Source organism: Isoptericola sp. NPDC057391 (genome assembly GCF_042668085.1).
In the GTDB taxonomy this organism is placed as follows: domain Bacteria; phylum Actinomycetota; class Actinomycetes; order Actinomycetales; family Cellulomonadaceae; genus Isoptericola.
The window spans coordinates 1-14234 of sequence record NZ_JBHVBO010000110.1 but is presented as its reverse complement, the minus strand read 5'-3'; the positions used below and the strand labels follow the sequence as shown (position 1 = coordinate 14234).

Annotated in this window: 17 protein-coding genes and 3 tRNA genes; 6 read left to right on the top strand and 14 right to left on the bottom strand. The window is 73.5% G+C overall.

Translation table 11 applies throughout. The features are described 5' to 3' along the window. Positions 1 to 56: 56 nt before the first annotated feature. From ACFUVW_RS13945 to ACFUVW_RS13910, 8 genes are all read right to left on the bottom strand, one after another. A complete protein-coding gene (locus tag ACFUVW_RS13945; RefSeq protein WP_430571927.1) occupies positions 57 to 1664 on the bottom strand; it encodes a cation acetate symporter in 1608 nt (535 codons plus the stop codon). After that, entirely contained in the window at positions 1661 to 2008 is a 348-nt protein-coding gene (locus ACFUVW_RS13940; protein ID WP_430571926.1) for a DUF485 domain-containing protein, read from the bottom strand. The genes ACFUVW_RS13945 and ACFUVW_RS13940 overlap by 4 nt, the downstream gene beginning before the upstream one ends. Positions 2009 to 2169: 161 nt before the next feature. Next, a complete protein-coding gene (gene trmB, locus ACFUVW_RS13935; RefSeq protein WP_430571925.1) occupies positions 2170 to 2949 on the bottom strand; it encodes a tRNA (guanosine(46)-N7)-methyltransferase TrmB in 780 nt (259 codons plus the stop codon). A gap of 49 nt (positions 2950 to 2998) precedes the next feature. After that, entirely contained in the window at positions 2999 to 3415 is a 417-nt protein-coding gene (locus tag ACFUVW_RS13930; RefSeq protein ID WP_430571924.1) for a pilus assembly protein CpaE, read from the bottom strand. Positions 3416 to 3498: 83 nt separating this feature from the next. Next, positions 3499 to 3574: transfer RNA gene (locus ACFUVW_RS13925), tRNA-Lys, on the bottom strand. Between the two features lie 83 nt (positions 3575 to 3657). Further along, a tRNA-Lys gene (locus ACFUVW_RS13920) sits at positions 3658 to 3733 on the bottom strand. Positions 3734 to 3847: 114 nt separating this feature from the next. After that, the gene (locus tag ACFUVW_RS13915; RefSeq protein WP_430571923.1) at positions 3848 to 5068 is read right to left on the bottom strand and encodes an acyl-CoA dehydrogenase family protein; all 1221 of its coding nucleotides are present in this window, start codon (positions 5066 to 5068) and stop codon (positions 3848 to 3850) included. 13 nt (positions 5069 to 5081) lie between these two features. Then, a complete protein-coding gene (locus tag ACFUVW_RS13910; RefSeq protein ID WP_429762689.1) occupies positions 5082 to 5378 on the bottom strand; it encodes a GroES family chaperonin in 297 nt (98 codons plus the stop codon). Positions 5379 to 5554: 176 nt separating this feature from the next. Between ACFUVW_RS13910 and ACFUVW_RS13905 the strand changes: the two genes are divergently transcribed. Continuing rightward, positions 5555 to 6067, top strand: coding sequence for a peroxiredoxin (locus tag ACFUVW_RS13905; RefSeq protein WP_430571922.1), 513 nt, complete (start codon positions 5555 to 5557; stop codon positions 6065 to 6067). 15 nt (positions 6068 to 6082) lie between these two features. Here ACFUVW_RS13905 and ACFUVW_RS13900 read toward each other — a convergent pair. The 3 genes from ACFUVW_RS13900 to trxA all read right to left on the bottom strand — a co-directional run bounded on the left by ACFUVW_RS13900 (position 6083) and on the right by trxA (position 7359). After that, positions 6083 to 6165 (bottom strand) — tRNA-Leu (locus tag ACFUVW_RS13900). Between the two features lie 18 nt (positions 6166 to 6183). Then, a complete protein-coding gene (locus ACFUVW_RS13895) occupies positions 6184 to 6882 on the bottom strand; it encodes an HNH endonuclease (RefSeq protein ID WP_430571921.1) in 699 nt (232 codons plus the stop codon). Between the two features lie 99 nt (positions 6883 to 6981). After that, complete coding sequence (gene trxA / locus ACFUVW_RS13890; protein WP_429728266.1) at positions 6982 to 7359, bottom strand: thioredoxin; 378 nt, start codon at positions 7357 to 7359, stop codon at positions 6982 to 6984. A 111-nt stretch (positions 7360 to 7470) separates the two neighbouring features. Between trxA and ACFUVW_RS13885 the strand changes: the two genes are divergently transcribed. The 3 genes from ACFUVW_RS13885 to ACFUVW_RS13875 all read left to right on the top strand — a co-directional run bounded on the left by ACFUVW_RS13885 (position 7471) and on the right by ACFUVW_RS13875 (position 9306). Then, positions 7471 to 8043, top strand: coding sequence for an NUDIX hydrolase family protein (locus ACFUVW_RS13885; protein WP_430571920.1), 573 nt, complete (start codon positions 7471 to 7473; stop codon positions 8041 to 8043). Continuing rightward, complete coding sequence (locus ACFUVW_RS13880) at positions 8040 to 8681, top strand: Pr6Pr family membrane protein (RefSeq protein WP_430571919.1); 642 nt, start codon at positions 8040 to 8042, stop codon at positions 8679 to 8681. Before ACFUVW_RS13885 ends, ACFUVW_RS13880 begins: the two co-directional genes overlap by 4 nt. A gap of 67 nt (positions 8682 to 8748) precedes the next feature. Next, positions 8749 to 9306, top strand: coding sequence for a dihydrofolate reductase family protein (locus tag ACFUVW_RS13875; RefSeq protein WP_430571918.1), 558 nt, complete (start codon positions 8749 to 8751; stop codon positions 9304 to 9306). On the opposite strand, the gene ACFUVW_RS13870 is transcribed toward ACFUVW_RS13875, so the two are convergent. From ACFUVW_RS13870 to ACFUVW_RS13860, 3 genes are all read right to left on the bottom strand, one after another. Further along, positions 9291 to 9923, bottom strand: coding sequence for a CGNR zinc finger domain-containing protein (locus ACFUVW_RS13870; protein WP_430571917.1), 633 nt, complete (start codon positions 9921 to 9923; stop codon positions 9291 to 9293). The two genes, ACFUVW_RS13875 and ACFUVW_RS13870, sit on opposite strands and share 16 nt — an antisense overlap. Continuing rightward, a complete protein-coding gene (locus ACFUVW_RS13865; RefSeq protein WP_430571916.1) occupies positions 9920 to 10897 on the bottom strand; it encodes a ketopantoate reductase family protein in 978 nt (325 codons plus the stop codon). Before ACFUVW_RS13865 ends, ACFUVW_RS13870 begins: the two co-directional genes overlap by 4 nt. A 74-nt stretch (positions 10898 to 10971) precedes the next feature. Further along, entirely contained in the window at positions 10972 to 12693 is a 1722-nt protein-coding gene (locus ACFUVW_RS13860) for an ATP-binding cassette domain-containing protein (protein ID WP_430571915.1), read from the bottom strand. A gap of 63 nt (positions 12694 to 12756) precedes the next feature. On the opposite strand from ACFUVW_RS13860, the gene rph reads away from it, so the two are divergent. After that, a complete protein-coding gene (gene rph / locus ACFUVW_RS13855) occupies positions 12757 to 13527 on the top strand; it encodes a ribonuclease PH (RefSeq protein WP_430571914.1) in 771 nt (256 codons plus the stop codon). Positions 13528 to 13529: 2 nt separating this feature from the next. Beyond that, positions 13530 to 14192: an RdgB/HAM1 family non-canonical purine NTP pyrophosphatase gene (gene rdgB / locus ACFUVW_RS13850; RefSeq protein ID WP_430571913.1), complete on the top strand. Its 663-nt coding sequence runs from the start codon at positions 13530 to 13532 to the stop codon at positions 14190 to 14192. Positions 14193 to 14234 lie beyond the last annotated feature (42 nt).

The window sequence follows — 14234 nt, the reverse complement described above, 5'->3', positions numbered from 1 at the left end:
CGCCGAGACCGGCGTCTCGGCGGGGCCCCTGGGTGCGGTGCGGCCCGCGGGCGTCGTCAGTGCTTGGCGACGGCCTTCTCGGCGCCGGCACCGGTGAGCGACCGGACCTCCATCTCGGCGAACTTCTCCGGGTGCGGCTTCTCCTTCGACAGGAAGGTGCCGACGATGCCGAGCAGGAAGCCGAGCGGGATGGACACCAGGCCCGGGTTCGTCAGCGGGAAGACGTCGAAGTCCGCTGACGGGAACATCGCCTTCTCGTTCCCCGACACCGTGGGCGACAGGACGATCAGCACGATGCAGGAGATCAGCCCGCCGTAGATGCTCCACAGCGCGCCCGACGTGTTGAACCGCTTCCAGAACAGCGAGTACACGATCGTCGGCAGGTTGGCCGAGGCCGCCACCGCGAACGCGAGCGCCACGAGGAACGCGACGTTCTGGTTCTGGGCGAAGATGCCGCCCACGATGGCGATGACGCCGATCACGACCACGGTCCAGCGCGCGATGCGCACCTCGGAGTCCGGCTTGACCTCGCCCTTCTTGATGACGTTCGCGTAGATGTCGTGCGAGAAGCTCGCCGCGGCCGTGATCGTCAACCCGGCCACGACCGCGAGGATTGTGGCGAAGGCGACGGCGGAGATGAGGCCGAGCAGGATCTCGCCGCCGAGCGCGAAGGCCAGCAGAGGCGCCGCCGAGTTCACGCCGCCGGGCGCGTTGTTGATCGCCTCCGGCCCCACCAGCGCGCCCGCGCCGTAGCCGAGCACCAGCGTGAACAGGTAGAAGATGCCGATCAGCCAGATGGCCCAGACCACCGACCGCCGCGCCTCCTTGGCCGTCGGGACCGTGTAGAAGCGCATGAGCACGTGCGGCAGGCCCGCCGTGCCGAGCACCAGGGCCAGCGCGAGCGACAGGAAGCTCAGCTTGGACGTGCCGTCCGTGCCGTACTGCTTGCCCGGCTCCAGCAGCGCCTCGCCACCCGGTCCGGCCATCTCGACGGCGCCCCCGAGCAGGTCGGAGAGGTTGAAGCCGAACTTGGCCAGCACCCAGACGGTCATGATGGCGGCGCCGGCGATGAGGAGCACGGCCTTGATGATCTGCACCCAGGTGGTGCCCTTCATGCCGCCCACCAGCACGTAGAGGATCATCAGGGCGCCGACCACGGCGATGACGAGGCTCTGGCCGGCACGGCTGTCGACGCCGAGCAGCAGGGCCACGAGGCCGCCGGCCCCGGCCATCTGCGCGAGCAGGTAGAAGAAGACCACGAGCAGGGTCGCGAGGGCGGCCGCCATCCGCACCGGGCGCTGGCGCAGCCGGAAGGACAGCACGTCGGCCATCGTGAACTTGCCGGTGTTGCGCAGCAGCTCAGCCACCAGCAGGAGCGCCACGAGCCAGGCGACGAGGAACCCGATCGAGTAGAGGAAGCCGTCGTAGCCGTTGAGCGCGATGGCGCCGCAGATGCCGAGGAACGAAGCGGCGGACAGGTAGTCGCCCGCGATGGCCGTCCCGTTCTGCGGCCCGGTGAAGTTGCGCCCGCCGGCGTAGAAGTCTGCGGCGGACTTGTTCTGCCGGGACGCGCGGAACACGATCACGAGGGTCACGAGGACGAACGCGGCGAAGATGCCGATGTTGACCCACGGGTTGCCGATGTCGGTGCCGGTCTCGCTCACAGCTCGCCCTCCTCGATCTCACGGCGCAGCGCGTCGGCCCGCGCGTCGAACTTCTTGTTCGCCCAGCGGGCGTAGAGCATCGTGATGACGAACGTGGAGACGAACTGGCCGAGCCCGAACAGCAGCCCCACGGTGATGTTGCTGTCACCCAGCCGGATGCTCATGAAGTCGTGGGCGTAGTTGGCGAGCAGGACGTAGACGAAGTACCAGACGAGGAACAGCGCCGTCATCGGGAACACGAAGCTCCGGAAGGCGCGCCGCAGCCCCTGGAACTCGTCCGACCGCTGCACCCGTTGGTACTCGGTCTCTCCCGGTGGTGGCCCCGCGGTGGACAGGTCGCTCATGATGCCTCCGTTGGCTCAGGCGATCGACGGGGCCACGCCGCCCCGTTCGAGAACGTTTCGCGAGGCACACCTTGCTAGAGCCGGACGGTGTGGCGCAAGTCACTTCCCGGCGCGTCCCCAGGTCGGGACCGGTCGGTGCAGGGGCGGGCCGGAGGCGCGGCTCAGACGCGGACGTACTCCAGGTCCGTCGCGCCGCGGCCCGCGGCCGAGCCCTTCTTCTCGAAGCTCGTGAGCACGCGCCCCTCGAACCGCGGCGCGCGTGCCCCCGGCCCGTGGGCGTTGCGGAAGTCGTCGCTCGCCTCGAGCACCTCGAGCATCTGGTCGGCGTAGTGCGACCAGTCGGTCGCGAGGCGCCACACGCCGCCGGGACGCAGGGCGCGGGCGGCGAGCGTGGCGAACGCCGGCGTGACGAGCCGCCGCTTCTGGTGCCGGGACTTGTGCCACGGGTCGGGGAAGAAGACCCACAGCTCGTCGACGGACGCCTCCGGCAGCGCGGTGGCCAGCAGCTCCGCGGCGTCCGCCTGGGCCAGGCGCAGGTTGTCGAGCTCGTTGCCCGGCGCGCCGCCGTCCCGGCCCGGGTCGGCGCCGGCGTGACCGGCGCGCACGATCGTCTGCGCCAGGCCGGGCGTGTACACCTCGACGGCGAGGTGGTCGCGCTCGGGGTGCGCGGCCGCGGCGGCGACGATCGCCTCGCCCTGGCCCGACCCGATCTCCACCACCAGCGGGGCGGTGCGCCCGAACTCCCGCGCGGGGTCGAACCGCCAGCCGGGGTCGACGGACGTCACGGCGACGTCGCGGGGCACGTCCACGAGGTACCGGTCGCGCCGGGTCTCCCACGCCTTGCGCTGCGCGGTCGTGAGGCGGGCGCTGCGCCGCACGAAGCTCACGGGCTGGCGGCGGTAGCGCGGGTCGACGGGCTCGGACGTCACGGGATCAGGCACGCCCCCAGGGTAAGCGGGGCGCTGGGCACCGATGATCAGGCACCGGGGCTCAGGCGCTGAGCTCCACGAGCGCGAGCAGCGCCGTGCCGTACGCCTCGGCGGCGTCGGCGGCCGAGAAGGTCCGTGGTTCCCCCAGCAGCTCCACCTCGACCTCGTAGCGCTCCGCCCCGCCCTCGTGGGTGCGGGTCAGGCCCCGGAAGGTGGAGCGCAGCAGCTCGCGCAGCTGGTCCTCGCGCGGCAGCCACAGCGCGTCCTCGATGGCCACGGAGTCGAGCGCCCACTCGGTGGTGCCGTTGAAGCCGAGGATGGTGCCGGTCGGGTAGTCGTGCGCCTCGATCGTCATCGTGCTGACGGTGAAGACCTCGGCGGACAGGTCGGCGGCGTCGATGCGGAACCGGTCGCCGTCGGCGGGGCGCCACACCAGCCCCGCCTCGCGCAGCCGGGCCGCGAGCTCGGTGGAGATCATCGACTCATCCTCCGCCCCGACGCGGCCCGGCGCTCGTCGCCGGCACGACGAAGCCCCGCCCGGCGGTGCCGGACGGGGCTTGGTGGTGCGCCATCAGGGACTCGAACCCCGAACCCGCTGATTAAGAGTCAGCTGCTCTGCCAATTGAGCTAATGGCGCGTGGCCAGAGGGTACGCGGTCGACCGGGAGGTCGGGCCGAGAGCCCTCACACGACGCGGCCCCCGTGATCGGGAACCGCGTGCTGGTGCGCCATCAGGGACTCGAACCCCAAACCCGCTGATTAAGAGTCAGCTGCTCTGCCAATTGAGCTAATGGCGCCGGCGGGGAGAAACATTACCAGCCGCACGGGGCTGCCGGGAAACCGTCCGGGCAGGTCGGCCCTGTGACCTCGACGACAAGGGTCCGACGGCGCCGCGGCCGCCCGGTGACGGGTCAGCGGAACGCCTGGTGCCCGGTCAGGTGCCGGCCCAGGACCAGGGTGTGCACCTCGTCGGTGCCCTCGTAGGTGCGCACCGACTCGAGGTTCGCCGCGTGCCGCATCGGCGAGTGCTCCAGCGTGATCCCGTCGCCCCCGAGCACGGTGCGCGCCGTGCGGGCGACCTCGATCGCGGACCGCACGTTCGCGAGCTTGCCGGCCGAGACCTGGTGCGGCTCCAGCCGCCCCGCATCCTTGAGCCGGCCCAGCCGCAGCGCCAGGAGCTGCGCCCGGGACACCTCGAGCGCCATGTCCACGAGCTTCGCCTGCGTGAGCTGGAACGCGGCCAGCGGCCGGCCGAACTGCACCCGCTGCCCCGCGTGCCGCAGCGCGGCGTCGAGGCTGTCGCGCGCGGCGCCCGCCGCGCCCCACGCGATGCCGTAGCGCGCCTCGGCCAGGCAGGCGAACGGCCCGGCGAGGCCGGGGTGCTCCGGCAGGATCGCGTCCGCGGGCAGCCGGACGTCGTCGAGCACGACGTCGCACTGGACCGACGCGCGCAGCGACAGCTTCGGCTCGATCGGCGTCGCGACGAACCCGGGCGTCGTCGTGGGGACGAGGAAGCCGCGGACGCGGGCACGGCCCTCGCCGCCGCCCGCCACGTCGTCGTCGGGGTCCACCGCCCGGGCCCAGACCACCGCGACGTCCGCCACGGAGGCGAGGCCGATCCACCGCTTGCGCCCCGACAGCACCCACCCGTCGCGGACGCGCGTCGCGGTGGTCGTCATCGACGCCGGGTCGGAGCCGGCCGTGGGCTCGGTGAGCGCGAAGCAGCCGATGAGCTCGCCCGCGGCCAGGCCGGGCAGCCAGCGCTCGCGCTGCTCGGGCGAGCCGTGCTTCGCGACGGCCGACATCGCCAGCGAGCCCTGCACCGAGACGAACGTCCGGATCCCTGAGTCGCCGGCCTCGAGCTCGGCCATCGCCAGGCCGTACTCGACGGCGGACCTGCCGGCGCAGCCGTACCCGTGCAGGTGCATGCCGAGCAGGCCCGTCTCCGCGAGGCGCGGCACCAGGTCGAGCGGGAAGACGGCGTCGGCGAACCAGCGCGCGACGTGCGGGCGGACGTGCTCGTCGACCAGGGCGCGCACGCGGTCGCGCGTCTCGCGCTCCGTCGGGCTGAGCTCGTCGTCGAGCGCCAGCAGGTCGAGAGGGTCCGCGGGTCGGGCGTCGTCGCCGGTCATGGGCCCTACTGTCTCAGAGGTACAGGCCCGTCGCGCCGCCCTCGTCCTCGGTCTCGGTGACGCCGTGCACGTCGCGCTCGCGCAGCAGCACGTAGTCCGTGCCGCCGAGGTCCACCTCGGCCCGGTCCTCCGGGTCGTACAGCACGCGGTCGCCCACGGCGACCTGGCGCACGTGCTCGCCCTTGGCCACCACCTGGGCCCACGCGAGCCGCTTGGCCCCGGCCGCAGTGGCGGGGATCACCAGGCCCGCCGTCGACTGGCGCTCGGCCGAGTCGACCTCCGGCTGCACCAGCAGACGGTCGTGCAGCATGCGGATCGGCAGGGGCTTGCTGTCGGGCGTGGTGCGGGGCGCGCGGTCGGTCACAGGTCAACGCTAGACGACGCGGACGTCTAGGCTCGACGCCGGGTGCGCACCCGCGACCGTCCTGCGAGCTCTCGCGAAGACCGTCGCCGCGCACCGCACGACCTCGACACCAAGGAGCACCCGTGACCCGTCTCGCCGTCGGCGACGCCGCCCCCGCCCTCGAGCTGCCCGCCGTCCTGCCGGACGCCACCGGCACCGGCACCGGACACACCACCGGCACGTTCTCGCTGGCCGACGCGCTGGCGGAGCCCGACCGCGAGGGCGTCGTCGTGTACTTCTACCCCGCCGCGATGACGCCGGGCTGCACCACCGAGGCGTGCGACTTCCGCGACTCCCTCGCCTCGCTGCAGAGCGCCGGCTACGCCGTCGTCGGCGTCTCCCCCGACGGCGTCGACAAGCTCACGACGTTCGCCGAGCGCGACGCCCTGACGTTCCCCCTCCTGGCCGACACCGGGCACGAGGCGCTCGAGGCCTGGGGCGCCTGGGGCGAGAAGAAGAACTACGGCAAAACGTACGTGGGCGTCATCCGTTCCACCGTCGTCGTCGGCCCGGACGGCACGGTCACCGTCGCGCAGTACAACGTCAAGGCGACGGGCCACGTCGCCCGCGTCCGCAAGACGCTCGGTCTCGACTGACGCGATTTCGCGAGGTGCCGGAGACGGGGGTCGAACCCGCACGCCCTGAGGGCACGGCGATCTAAACGCCGCATGTCTGCCAATTCCATCACTCCGGCTAGCCGGCGACAGTGTAACTAGGCCGCGTCCTCGCCTGTGTCCTTGCCTTGATCGTCCTCACATTCTGCGAGCGTCCTGCCATACCGACCCCGCGAGCGTCCTGCGAAGTTCGGAGTCTGTGCGTGGCAGTTGGGGCACAGGAACCTGAGGTTCGCGGCTCTGTTGTCCCGAAAGTCGCCGCTGATGTGGTCGATGTGCAGCGTCAACGGCATCCCCTGCCACTGTCCGTCGCAACCACAACTCTCACAGGCGTACGCACGGCCGATCTCGAGGAGCGCTCGCCGCAGGCGATGCGGAGGGCGACGCCTGGTCGCCGAACGGTCATTGACAAGGAGGTCCGTCGCCGTCAATCGGCTCCCTACGCGCCGGGCGCCTTGATCGCGCCGGAAATGACTCGTGTCGACCTCGAGCGCCTTGAGCATTCGGCTGATGTGGGCGTGCGTTCCGCCGACCTCGCTGAGCCCCAGATGGCGAAGGACGCCAGCGACGGAGTCGGACTGGGCCGCCGCCGCGCCGAGGACCTCGGCCGTGTATTTTCGCCGCTGCCGCGTGAAGTGGCTCGTGTCGATACCGAACTCCTTGATCTTCTTGGCGATGTGGCTGTACGACCCGCTGCGCAGCGGTACTCCGAGGTACCGGAGCACGTCCGAATAGGAGGTGGCGTGCGCGGCCGCATCCGCGAGTAGTTCCTCGGTGTACTTCCGGCGTTGACTCACGGTTCGAACATTAGTTCGACCCGCCGACAGAGCAGCAGACGACGGCCGCCCCGGAAGACTCCGGGGCGGCCGTCGTGCGTAGCGCTGGCGGTGCGGCGATCAGGCCTGCGGCGAACCGTTGTTCGCGGCGGCGATCTGGGCCCGCACGTCGTCCATGTCGAGGCCCTTGACGGCCTCCACGACCTGCTTGAGGGCGGGCGCGGGCAGCGCGCCGGCCTGGTTGAAGACGAGCACGCCCTCGCGGAACGCCATGAGCGTCGGGATGGCGCTCACGCCCGCGGCGGCGGCGATGCGCTGGTGGGCCTCGGTGTCGATCTTGGCGTGCACGACGTCCGTATTCTCCTCGGACGAGGCCTCGAAGACGGGCGCGAACTGCTTGCACGGGCCGCACCACTCGGCCCAGAAGTCGACCAGGACGATGTCGTTGTCGGTGACGGTCTTCTCGAACGTGTCGTCGGTGAGCTCGACGGTGGCCATGGGTGTCCTTCCGATGGGGGTCTCCTCGGCACAGCATCGGCGCCGCTCCCAGTATTCCCGCCGCGGCCTGCCCGCGCGCTCGCGCGCCGTCCGGGCTGGTAGAAACGACGTGTGACGGACACGGCCGAGTTCCCCCCCGACGACGAGTTCTACCGCGACGAGCCGCAGCCCGCGGGCTGGCTCAGCCCGGAGGACCTCGCCGCTGTGCGGGCGCAGCTCCCGCTCGTGTACGTCGATGCGGTGCCGGTGCGCGTGGACGACTCCGGCGACGTGGTCGCCGTCGGGCTGCTGCTGCGGGTCACCCCGCTCGGCACGATGACGCGGGCCCTCGTCTCCGGCCGGGTGCTCTACCACGAGCGGGTGCGCGACGCGCTGCTGCGGCACATCGAGAAGGACCTCGGCCCGGTCGCGCTGCCGCAGGTCCCCGCGTCGCCGCAGCCGTTCACCGTGGCGGAGTACTTCCCCACCCCCGGCATCACGCCGTACCACGACCCCCGTCAGCACGCCGTCTCGCTGGCCTACGTCGTGCCGGTGACCGGCGACTGCCGGCCGCAGCAGGACGCGCTGGACCTCGCGTGGCTCACCCCCGAGGAGGCGTGCAGCGACACCGTGCTGGCGGAGATGATCCACGGGCAGGGCACGATCGTGAAGCAGGCCATGGCCTGGGTGGGGCGCCTGTCGTGAGCCGGCGGGCGGCGTCGGTCGGGCATCTGCTCGTCGCGCTCCCCGCCCTCGGCGGCGTCCTCATGGAGCTCGTCATCGCGCTGGTCGACGGGCCGGGCGCGGCGGGCACCACGGCCGAGCGGCTCGTCCGGCTGTTCTCGTACTTCACGATCCTGTCGAACGTCGGCATCGGCGTCGTGTCCGTGCTGCTGGCGCTCGACCCCGCGCGAGACGGGCGGCTGCTGCGGGTGGCGCACCTCGACGCTCTGCTGTGCATCGTCGTCACCGGCATCGTCTACAACACCGTCCTGGCGGGCACGGTGCCGGGCCTGACGCAGGCCGGCCAGCTGTCCAACGTGCTGCTGCACCTGGCGTCGCCCGTGCTCGCGGTGGTCGTGTGGCTGCTCGCCGGGCCGCGGCCGCGGGTCGACGCGCGCACGGTGGGCTGGTCCGTCGTCGGGCCGCTGGCGTGGATCGCCTACACGTTCGTCCGCGGGGCCGCCGTCGGCTGGTACCCGTACCCCTTCCTCGACGTCGGCGAGCTGGGCCTGGGGCGGGCCCTCGTCAACGCGGGGCTCGTCGCGGTGATGTTCCTCCTGCTCGCCATCGCCGCGCTCTGGGCGGACCGCCGGCTGCCCGCCGCGCCGGCCACGCGATGAGTTCCCGGTCCTGCGCTGGTCTCAGCGGGCACGACGCCGCACGGGCGCCGGGGACCGGAGGACTCGCATGGGACGGCTCGTCTACTCGATGATCACCTCGCTCGACGGCTACGCCACGACGCCGGACGGCGACCTCGGCGCGGCCGCGGAGGACCCGGAGGTGCACACGTTCGTCGGCGACGTCTTCCGCGACGTCGGCACGTACCTCTACGGGCGGCGGATGTACGAGACCATGGTCTTCTGGGAGACCGCGGACCAGGACCCGGACGCCCCGCCGCACATCGTCCAGTACGCCCACGACTGGCAGGCGACCGACAAGGTCGTCTACTCCACCACCCTCGAGGCGGTGTCCAGCGCCCGGACCCGGATCGAGCGGACCTTCGACCCGCAGGCGGTCCGCAGGCTCAAGGCCCAGTCCGACCACGACCTCACGGTCGACGGCCCGACCCTCGCCGCGCAGGCGATCCGGGCCGGTCTGGTGGACGAGTACCACCTGTTCGTCACCACGAGCGTCGTCGGGGGCGGCACCCGGTTCTTCCCCGACGGCGTGCGGCTCGACCTCGACCTCGTCGAGGAGCGCTCCTTCGCCAACGGCCTCCTCTACGCGCGCTACCGCACCCGCTGAGCCGGGACGACGGCGGGCCCCCGCGCCGCGGAGCGGCGGGCGCGCGCCCGCTCCCGCGCCTGGCAGCGCACGGAGCAGTACGCCCTGTCCTGGCGCGGCGACACGTCGGCGAACACGTCGGCGCAGTCCTGCGCGCCGCAGGTCCCGAGGCGCGGCGCTCCGGCCCGGGGTGTCGCCGGCAGCAGCGCGACGACCAGCGCCGCGGTCAGCCGGGCGCCCCGCCGGGGCACGGCCCACCCCAGCGCGAGATCGCCCGCACCGTCGCGCACCTCGACCCGTGGGCCGAGACCGAGCGTCGACACCAGGGCGTCCAGGAGTCGCGCGCGCTCGCCCGGCCCGGTCGCGGCGAACACGGGGTGGACGGCGTCCGCGGCCGCGACGACCGCCGCGTCGTCGGGCGCCGGGCCGGCGTCGCGCGCGGCGGCCCACTCCTCCTCGAGCAGCCGCCGCTCCGCCGAGCCTGCGCCCGGGTACCCGGCCCACGGCCGGGACGAGACGCGCTGCGGCACCGCGCCCCACTCGTTCACCAGCCCGGTCACGCACGCGAGCGAGAGGGTCGGCACGGCGTGCCTGCCGAGCGCGCCGCTGGTCACGGCCCTGCTCGCGATCCGGCTCACGATCCTGCTCGCGGGGACGACGTCCGCCGCGCGGCGGCCTCGCGCGGGAGCTGGGACGCGTAGATCGTCCGATGCACGGGGACGTCGACGCCGGCCGCCTCGGCGTGCGCGACGACGGCGCCGCTCTGGTCCGCCAGCTCCGACGGCCGGCCCTCGGCGAGGTCGCGCTGCATGGACGCCGTCGTGCCGGGCGCGAACACGGACTCGTACGTGTGCAGGACGTCGGCCAGGTCGGCGTCGCCCAGGCGCGCTCCCTCGGCGTTGCCGACGGCGAGCACCTCCCGCACCGCGCGCTCCACCAGGTCGCGCGTCTCGGGGGTGGAGCGGGTCTCGCCGACGGTGGCCCCCGCGAGCGCCCCGACCCCGCCGTAGGAGGCGATGAGCGCGAGCTTCTTCCAGAGCGCGCTGATGACGTCGTCGGTCCATCGGGCCCGGATACCCGCCCCCTCGAGGGCGGTCAGCGCGCGCCGGTCGACGAGGTCGGCCTCGGCGCGCGCCGTGGAGCCGACGGTGACGGTCGCCTCGTCCCCGACGACCTCGACCTCCCCGGGGCCCACGCGCCGGACGATCACGACGACGGTGCCCGCCAGCACCGTGTCGGCGGGGAGGTGCGCGGCGAGCCGGGCGGGCGCGTCGACGCCGTTCTGCGTGGTGAGCACCCGGGTGCCGGGGCCGACCGCCGGCGCGAGCTCGCGGGCGGCGTCGTCCACCTGCCACGACTTGGTCGCGACGACGACGAGGTCGAACGGCCCGTCGGGGACGACGTCGGTCGCCCGGACGCCGTGGACCGCGGTGGCGGCGCCGTCGCGCAGCACGCGCAGGTCGTGGTGGCGCAGGGCGTCGACCGTGGCCGCGCGGCCCTTGAGCGTCACCTCGTGCCCGGCCTGCGCCAGCCGGGCCGCGGCGTACAGCCCGATCCCGCCGGCGCCGTGCACCAGCACCCTCAGCCGGTCACCCAGTTCGTCGTCCGGCACGCCCTCGTCCCTTCGTCGCTGTCACGGGTTGAGTGCAGGTTATGCATGACAGCGGGCGGGGCGCCAACCGGAGGTCAGGAGAGGTCGAGCACCGGCCAGTCCGCCAGGTCCGCGCGCATGCGCCGGTCGTGGGTGGCGACGACGACGGCGGCCGGGGTGGCGGCCAGGGCCCGGGTCAGCTCGTCCACGAGATCCACCGACAGGTGGTTGGTCGGCTCGTCGAGCAGCAGCAGGTGCGGCGCGTGCAGCAGCGCGCGCGCGAGCTCGAAGCGGCGGCGCTGCCCGGCCGACAGCTCCGCGAGCGGCCGTTCGAGGTCCTCCTCGCTCAGCAGCCCCAGCGCCGCCACGGGCACGACGTGCTCCGGGTCCAGCTCGCCGCGCTGCAGCAGCTGCAGCGCCTCGGCCGCGTAGGCGTCGAAGCCCGTCGGAGCGGCACCCTCGTCCGCCGTCGCGCCGGCAGGCCGCTCGGGCAGCGCCTCCTGCACGACGACGCCCAGCCGGGCGCCCGCCGTGACCGTCCGCGTGCCGCGGGCGAGACCCACGCGGCCCGCGAGCGCCGCGAGCAGCGTCGACTTCCCCGTGCCGTTGGGGCCGACGACCAGCAGCCGGCCGGACGGTGGCACCGCGACGCGCGTGCCGGGCAGGTCCAGCCGGACGGCGCCCGCCCGGTCGCCGTCCTCCGCGACGACCCGCGGGGAACGGAGCTCGACGAGCGGGTCGCCCGGGTCCCAGCCCGGGGACATCGACGGCAGGTCCGGGAACGCGAGCCGCGCGGGCGGCACGGGGACCTCCACGGCCTCGGCCTCGAGCTTCTCGATCAGCCGGTCGGCGGCCTTGACGTGGATGCGGGCGCGCGTGGCGCGGCGGTGCTTCTGCGACCCCTTGGGCGGCCGCCACTCGTCCGACAGGCCCTCGTACGACGCGTCCAGCCGCTCGGCGAGCACGCGGGCGCGCTCCTGCTCCGCGCGGTAACGCTGCCGCCACCGGTGCAGGGCCTGGTTCTTCGCGAACCGGTACGCGAGGTAGCCCGGCTGCCCGTACAGCACCGGCTTGCCGTCCATCGACGGGTCCAGGTCGAGGATCGCGGTCGCGACGTCGTCGAGCAGCTCGCGGTCGTGGGTGACGACGACGACCCCGCCGCGCCACGCGACCAGCTCGCCCGTGAGGAACTCGATCGCGGAGTCGTCGAGGTGGTTGGTGGGCTCGTCCAGGAGCAGCAGGTCGGCGCGCTCCGCGAGCCGGCACGCGAGGCGCACCCGGTACCGCTGGCCCACGGACAGGGTGTCGAGGCGCCGGTCGGGGTCGCGCACCGCGCCCAGGCGGGTGAGCGCGACGTCGACCCGCCGGTCGGCGTCCCAGGCGGCCAGGTGCTCGGCGCGGGCCAGCAGCCCCGACAGCCGACGGAGGTCACCCGTCTCGTGACCCCCACCCCGCACGCCTGCTCGCTTCGCTGCGCGGGCGTCCGGGGACCCCGGGAGATCGAAGCCCGCGGCCTCCTTCTCGATCTCCGCCGCGAGTGCGCGCAGGTCGGCGAGCGTGCGCCGCACGAGGTCGCCCACCGTCTCGCCCGGGGTCGTCGCGAGCTCCTGCTCCACGAGCGCGACGCTCCCCTTGCGCCGGAGCTCGCCGCGGCCCGGCTTCAGGTCCCCGGCCAGCAGGTGCAGAAGGGTCGACTTGCCCGACCCGTTCTCCCCCACCACGCCCAGCCGCGCGCCGTCCGACACGCGCAGGCTCACGCCGTCGAGCACCGGGCGGCCGGGGTAGGCGAACGCGAGGTCCGAGGCGGTGAGCTGCACCGGACAACCCTACGTGCGGCTCGCACGGGGTGGCGGCATCGGGTGGCGGCATAGGGTGGCCGCATGACTTCCCCCGCTTCCCAGGCCGCCACGCCTGATGCTGCACCCCGCGCCGACGGTCGCACGCCCTCTCAGCTCCGCCCGGTGACGATCACGCGCGGATGGACCCAGAACGCCGAGGGCTCCGTGCTGGTGGAGTTCGGCAGCACGCGCGTGCTGTGCACGGCGTCGTTCACCGAGGGCGTGCCGCGCTGGAAGAAGGGGTCCGGCGAGGGCTGGGTCACCGCCGAGTACGCGATGCTCCCCCGCGCCACCAACGAGCGCAGCCAGCGCGAGTCGGTCAAGGGCAAGATCGGCGGCCGCACCCACGAGATCTCGCGCCTCATCGGCCGCGCGCTGCGCGCCGTCGTCGACGTGACCGCGCTCGGCGAGAACACGATCGTGCTCGACTGCGACGTCCTGCAGGCCGACGGCGGCACCCGCACCGCGGCGATCACCGGCGCGTACGTGGCGCTCGCCGACGCCGTCGCGTGGGGCACCCGCCACGGGCACGTCACCGGCGGCAAGACGGTCCTCACGGACTCCGTCGCGGCGGTCAGCGTCGGCATCATCGACGGCACCCCGATGCTCGACCTGCCGTACGTCGAGGACGTGCGGGCCGAGACGGACATGAACGTCGTGACGACGGGCTCGGGCACGTTCGTCGAGGTGCAGGGCACCGCGGAGCACGCGCCGTTCGACCGCGCCGAGCTCGACGCCCTGCTCGACCTCGCCGTCGCCGGCACCGCCGAGCTCACCGAGATCCAGCGCGCCGCGCTGGCGCAGGAGCTGTGACGATGGCCGACGTCACCGTGCCCGCCGGCGCCCGTCTGGTGCTGGCGACGCACAACCGCAAGAAGCTGGTGGAGCTGCGCGCCATCCTGCGCGACCAGCCGGGCCTGGACGCGCTGCCCGACGACGCCGTCGTGACGGCCGGGGACGTCGGAGCGCCCGAGCCCGTCGAGGACGGCGTCTCGTTCGTCGAGAACGCGCTCATCAAGGCGCGCGCGCTGGCCCGGGCCACCGGCCTGCCCGCCGTCGCGGACGACTCCGGACTGAGCGTGGACGTCATGGGCGGCGCGCCGGGCATCTTCTCCGCCCGCTGGGCGGGGCGGCACGGCGACGACGTGGCGAACCTCGAGCTGCTCCTCGCGCAGCTGTCCGACGTGCGTGACGAGCACCGCGCGGCGGCCTTCGTCTGCGCGGCGGCGCTCGTCACCCCGGACGGCCGCGAGGAGGTGTGCCTCGGCGAGATGCCCGGCACGCTCGTGCGCGCCCCGCGCGGGGAGAACGGCTTCGGCTACGACCCGATCCACGTGCCCGCCGAGCAGGCCCCGGCCGCCGACGGCACGCCGGGCACGCGCACGTCGTCCGAGCTCACCCCGGCGGAGAAGAACGCCATCAGCCACCGCGGCAAGGCGTTCCGCGCCCTCGCCCCCGCGGTCGCCGCCGCTCTCTGACACGTTGTGGGTGGGATTCTGGCCCTGATTCGGCGCGAATCT

What these genes read in the sequence shown, in the direction of transcription:
- ACFUVW_RS13940 (WP_430571926.1), bottom strand. Translation starts at nt 2,008, where the DNA reads ATGAGCGACCTGTCCACCGCGGGGCCACCACCGGGAGAGACCGAGTAC.
- ACFUVW_RS13930 (WP_430571924.1), bottom strand. Translation starts at nt 3,415, where the DNA reads ATGATCTCCACCGAGCTCGCGGCCCGGCTGCGCGAGGCGGGGCTGGTG.
- ACFUVW_RS13915 (WP_430571923.1), bottom strand. Translation starts at nt 5,068, where the DNA reads ATGACCGGCGACGACGCCCGACCCGCGGACCCTCTCGACCTGCTGGCG.
- ACFUVW_RS13910 (WP_429762689.1), bottom strand. Translation starts at nt 5,378, where the DNA reads ATGCTGCACGACCGTCTGCTGGTGCAGCCGGAGGTCGACTCGGCCGAG.
- trxA (WP_429728266.1), bottom strand. Translation starts at nt 7,359, where the DNA reads ATGGCCACCGTCGAGCTCACCGACGACACGTTCGAGAAGACCGTCACC.
- ACFUVW_RS13875 (WP_430571918.1), top strand. Translation starts at nt 8,749, where the DNA reads ATGGGACGGCTCGTCTACTCGATGATCACCTCGCTCGACGGCTACGCC.
- rph (WP_430571914.1), top strand. Translation starts at nt 12,757, where the DNA reads ATGACTTCCCCCGCTTCCCAGGCCGCCACGCCTGATGCTGCACCCCGC.
- rdgB (WP_430571913.1), top strand. Translation starts at nt 13,530, where the DNA reads ATGGCCGACGTCACCGTGCCCGCCGGCGCCCGTCTGGTGCTGGCGACG.